The organism is Rhodococcus sp. T7, assembly GCF_009872365.1.
Taxonomy (GTDB): Bacteria; Actinomycetota; Actinomycetes; order Mycobacteriales; family Mycobacteriaceae; genus Rhodococcus_F.
Genome location: NZ_WXYH01000148.1, coordinates 1 through 4,149 on the forward strand (window position 1 = coordinate 1; position 4,149 = coordinate 4,149).

Sequence of the window (4,149 nt, forward strand, 5' to 3'; positions counted from 1 at the left end):
GCCGTCGGCGCGACCCAGGCCGACCAGGTGCCGATGGGCCGGATGGGCACGATGGAGGAACTGGCCAACCTCACCATCTTCCTGCTGTCGGATGCCTGCGATTACCTCACCGGCCAGACCATCGCCATGGACGGCGGCCAGATGCTCGCCGGCCCCGGCACTTTCGCCGGCCTGACATCGATGAGCAACGAGGACTGGGCCACCGCCCGGGAAAAGAGCAAGGCCGCCAGCGAAGCCGCCAAGTCGCAGCGCGGAGTCTGACCCCCTCACAGACCGGGCCTGCCAGTCGGTGACGACAAGTCCCGGCCGGCAGGCCTTTCTCATGCGCGCTCGTAGTCCGCGCCGTATCCGCCGGAAGAGACATGACAACCGATAATCTCCAGGCACTTCCGTTCATCTCGGCGGGTGCCGAAGCACTGTTCCGTGTGGCTCCCGTCATCGGCGACGCCACTCACGGCAAGTCTCGGATGCAGACCGGACCGTGGATGTCCGACGAACGCGGCCTTCCCTGCCGCGGCGCTCTCGGCGTCCTGATGGACGACGTCACGGGATACCCGATCGCCGCCCGCATCCCCGCCGGACAGTGGGCCGTCACGACGGAACTTCACCTCGACTTCTCGCTGAGCCCGGCGGTCGACGGTTCGATCCTCCATGCGGAGAGCAGCGTCGTCTCATCCGACGCTGACGGCGGCCTGGCAACCGGCCGGGCCGTCGACGAGTCCGGGCAGGTCGTGGCCATCGCCAGCGCTCGGCTCCGTTTCGTCGCCGCGGAGATAACGACCGGAATTGCGGACGACTACGTGCCACCCATCGTACCGAGCGCGTCCTCGATCATCGAACTGCTCGGTGCCCACCACCGGCGGGACAATGCCGCCGCAGGGCTGGAACTGGAAGCCGCCGAATCGCACTGCAATCCGCTCGGCAACGTTCACGGCGGTATCCTCCTGTGCGCCTCCGAGATCGCCGGTCTCTCCGCGGTGACACCGGAGCCCGAGTTCCAGACGACCTCGATCGCCATGGCGTTCGTGCGCCCATGCCCGGGGACCGAGCCGCTCACCTTCGCTCCCCGGGTCATCTACCGTGGCCGCAGCTTCGCCGTCGTCCAGGTCGCCGCGCGCAATCGAGCCGGAAAGACCTGCACCACAGCGACAGTCACCTGCCATCGCATGTGAGCGCAAGTCTGCGCCGACAATCAGGCGCCGGTGCCGCTCATCGCACGCAACTCGTGCTTGAGCACCTTTCCGGTCGTGTTCCGCGGGAGAACGTCGATGATGCGTAATTCGAGAGGAAGCTTGTACCGGGCCAATTCGCCGCCGGCGAAGTCCCGGAGTTCCTCCAGGTCGAGATCCGCCCCCTGTGCGAGCACCACCACCGCCACCACACGTTCTCCCCAGCGATCGTCGGGGGCACCGACCACCGCAACCTCGGCGATGGCCGGGTGACCGTACAGCACGCTCTCGACTTCTGCGGGGTACACGTTCTCGCCACCGCTGATGATCATGTCCTTCAGCCGGTCCGCGATGTAGTAGTAGCCGTCCTCATCCTGATAGGCCACGTCGCCGGTGCGGAACCAACCATCGGCACCCAGCGCCGCGGCCGTCGCCTCGGGCAGGTTCCAGTACCCCGGGGACACTGTGTCGCCGCGCACGCACAGTTCGCCGTGAACACCCGGCGTGGTGAGAACGTTTCCCTCGAAGTCGATCAACCGCACCTCGTTGAGCATGCCGGCGGTGCCACAGGAGCCGAGTTTCTCCAGGGCACGGTCTGTCCCCAGGAACGTCGCCCCTGTGGCGGCCTCGGTCAGACCCCAGCACTGGCTCACGGGAATCCCGCGTGCCCCATACAACCGCAGCATCGGTTCCGGGACGGGCGCCGCGCCCGCGACGATGATGCGGACGCTGGACAAGTCCGCGGTGTCGAAACGCTCGTGCTTGCTCGCGAACAGCATCATGGCCGGGACCATGAACAGCGAGGTCACCCGGTAGCGCTCGATGTCGTCGAGTAGCGACCCGGCGTCGAAATGTTCGTGGACGACGACGTGGCCCCCTGCCATGAGTGTCGGAAGAGTCATGACGCACCTGCCGCCGGAATGGAAGAGCGGCGCCGACGTGAGTGCGACGTGATCGGCGTTGTAGTTCACCGCCAGCATCCAGTTGACGTTGCTGGTCCACACATTTCGGTGTGTGAGTACGGCACCCTTCGGCCGCCCCGTCGTTCCCGACGTGTACAGAATCAGGGCCGGCGAATCCACATCGACGGCGGCCTCCTCGACATGGGCGTGATGAAGTGCCAGAAGGTCGTCGACGCCGTCCCAACCGTCAGTACTTTCGCCGATTCGTAGATAGCGCCGCACGCCGAGATCGCCGCGCACCTCGTCGACGGGGGCGGTATGCGCGTCGTCGGCGATCAGCAGGCAAGCGTCGCTGTCCTGAATGTTCTGCGCAAGTTCATTTCCCGTGAACCGGAAGTTGAGAGGCACGAAGATCGCGCCCAGCCGTGCCGTCGCGAAGAGCGCCACGAGGAAGCGGGTGTGGTTGAAGCCCACGTAGGCGACACGGTCACCGGAGCGGATCTCACACCCGTAGAGCACATCCGCGAAGGATTCGACCTCTCGCTGCAGCGCCGCGAACGACAGGGTCTCACCGGCGAACGTCAACGCCGATCGATCTCCGTCGCGCTCGGCGCGCCGACGCAGCCACGTGGCCAGTCCCATCGGGTTCATCAATACTCCATTCGACATCGAAGACCGGATGCGATTCCCGCCGGCTGGTGGACGAGGTTGCCCGCGGATCAGGCGGAGACGGTTTTCAATCCCGCCGTCCGGTGTGCGGCGTCGAGGAAGGAGCGCACCAGTGCCTCGTCGCGGTAGTACTGGTCGCCGACTCCGGCGACGGCGCGGCGCCGCCCGTATTCGTACAGGACGGCCAGCTTCCACAGGGCCAGCGCCGTGTACCAGTTCAGGTTCGACAGGTCGGCGCCGGTGGCCGCCGCGTACCGCTGAGCCAGTTCGTCCCGGGTCGGGTATCCCTCCTCGAGGACGGCGGTGCCGAGGTCCTCGGTCGGTGTGCGTTCCTCCCCCTCGACGGGATACGACGCGAGGAAGTAACCGAGGTCGAACAGCGGGTCGCCGATCGTCGCGAGCTCCCAGTCCAGCACTGCGGCAATACGTCCCGGCGAATCGGGAGCAAGGATGACGTTGCCGATGCGGTAGTCGTTGTGGATGATCGCCGCCCCGGATTCGGCGGGCACATTGGCGCCGAGCCATGCGTCGATGTCCGCGAACTCCGGCGGCGGTGTCCCGTCCTCGGCCGCGACCAACCTGCCCATGCGGCGCAGGTGGCGTTCGTTGAATCCTTCCGGGCGGCCCAGGTCGCCCAGACCCGCGGCCTGCCAGTCCACCGCGTGCAGTGCGGCGAGCGTGTCGATCAACGCCTCCCCGATCCGGCGTCGGTCCGCCGGCTCACTCAGCGCCGGCGGGGTCTCGGTGGTGACCACCGGCCCGGCGACGTAGTCCATCACGTAGAACGGGACGTCGAGCACGTCGCCGGTCTGACCGACGGCGAGGACGTCCGCCACCGGCACGCCGCTGCCGGCGAGGCCGCCGACGAGACGGGCTTCCCTCAGCATGTCGTGCGCGCCCGGTGGAATCGGCGGAGGAGGCGGGCGGCGGACGATCACCTGACGGACCCCGTCGGACACGAGGAAAGTCAGGTTGGAATGTCCGTCGCCGATCCCCGCGGTCGTGAGCGGGCCCTCGGTGATCCCGCGATCGCGCAGGAACGACTCCAGCGCACCGAGCGTGTCGGGCGTCCATTCCCAGGTCATGCGCTCGCCTCCGTCCATGTCGTCATCAGTCGATCCTTACTCGCCGGTGAAGCGTGGCGCCCGCTTCTCCTTGAACGCCGCGAGCGCCTCCGGCATGTCGGCGCACCGGGTGAGCAGCGCCTGGCCCCGGTTCTCCAACTCCAGCGCCGCCGCATACGACGTCACTTCCTGATTGCGCTGCAGCGCACGCTTCGACATCCGGACGCCGCCCGGCGAATTCGATGCGATCGCCTCCGCCACCGCGACAGCCTCGTCGAACAGGTCCTCGCTCGGCACCACCCGGTTCGCCAATCCGATCCGGGCGGCCTCCTCGGCGCCGACGAA

General features: G+C 67.4%; 5 protein-coding genes. 2 read left to right on the forward strand and 3 right to left on the reverse strand.

Annotation, left to right across the window (positions count from 1 at the left end):
• Together MLGJGCBP_RS16600 and MLGJGCBP_RS16605 are read left to right on the forward strand one after the other, a co-directional pair.
• Positions 1-261 (forward strand): SDR family oxidoreductase (locus MLGJGCBP_RS16600; RefSeq protein WP_160096986.1); only part of this gene is annotated, 261 nt, incomplete at its 5' end.
• Between the two features lie 101 nt (positions 262-362).
• Positions 363-1,172, forward strand: a complete 810-nt coding sequence (locus tag MLGJGCBP_RS16605; protein ID WP_160096988.1) for a PaaI family thioesterase — start codon at positions 363-365, stop codon at positions 1,170-1,172.
• A gap of 20 nt (positions 1,173-1,192) precedes the next feature.
• Here MLGJGCBP_RS16605 and MLGJGCBP_RS16610 read toward each other — a convergent pair whose 3' ends face one another.
• The 3 genes from MLGJGCBP_RS16610 to MLGJGCBP_RS16620 form a co-directional block, all read right to left on the reverse strand.
• Positions 1,193-2,722, reverse strand: coding sequence for an acyl-CoA synthetase (locus tag MLGJGCBP_RS16610; RefSeq protein ID WP_160096990.1), 1,530 nt, complete (start codon positions 2,720-2,722; stop codon positions 1,193-1,195).
• A gap of 68 nt (positions 2,723-2,790) precedes the next feature.
• A complete protein-coding gene (locus tag MLGJGCBP_RS16615) occupies positions 2,791-3,825 on the reverse strand; it encodes a phosphotransferase family protein (protein ID WP_160096992.1) in 1,035 nt (344 codons plus the stop codon).
• A 36-nt stretch (positions 3,826-3,861) separates the two neighbouring features.
• The coding region (locus MLGJGCBP_RS16620; RefSeq protein ID WP_236581144.1) for an enoyl-CoA hydratase/isomerase family protein at positions 3,862-4,149 on the reverse strand (288 nt) is incomplete at its 5' end.

Excerpts from the sequence above, each read along its gene's own strand:
- MLGJGCBP_RS16605 (WP_160096988.1), top strand. The coding sequence starts at position 363 with ATGACAACCGATAATCTCCAGGCACTTCCGTTCATCTCGGCGGGTGCC.
- MLGJGCBP_RS16610 (WP_160096990.1), bottom strand. The coding sequence starts at position 2,722 with ATGAACCCGATGGGACTGGCCACGTGGCTGCGTCGGCGCGCCGAGCGC.
- MLGJGCBP_RS16615 (WP_160096992.1), bottom strand. The coding sequence starts at position 3,825 with ATGACCTGGGAATGGACGCCCGACACGCTCGGTGCGCTGGAGTCGTTC.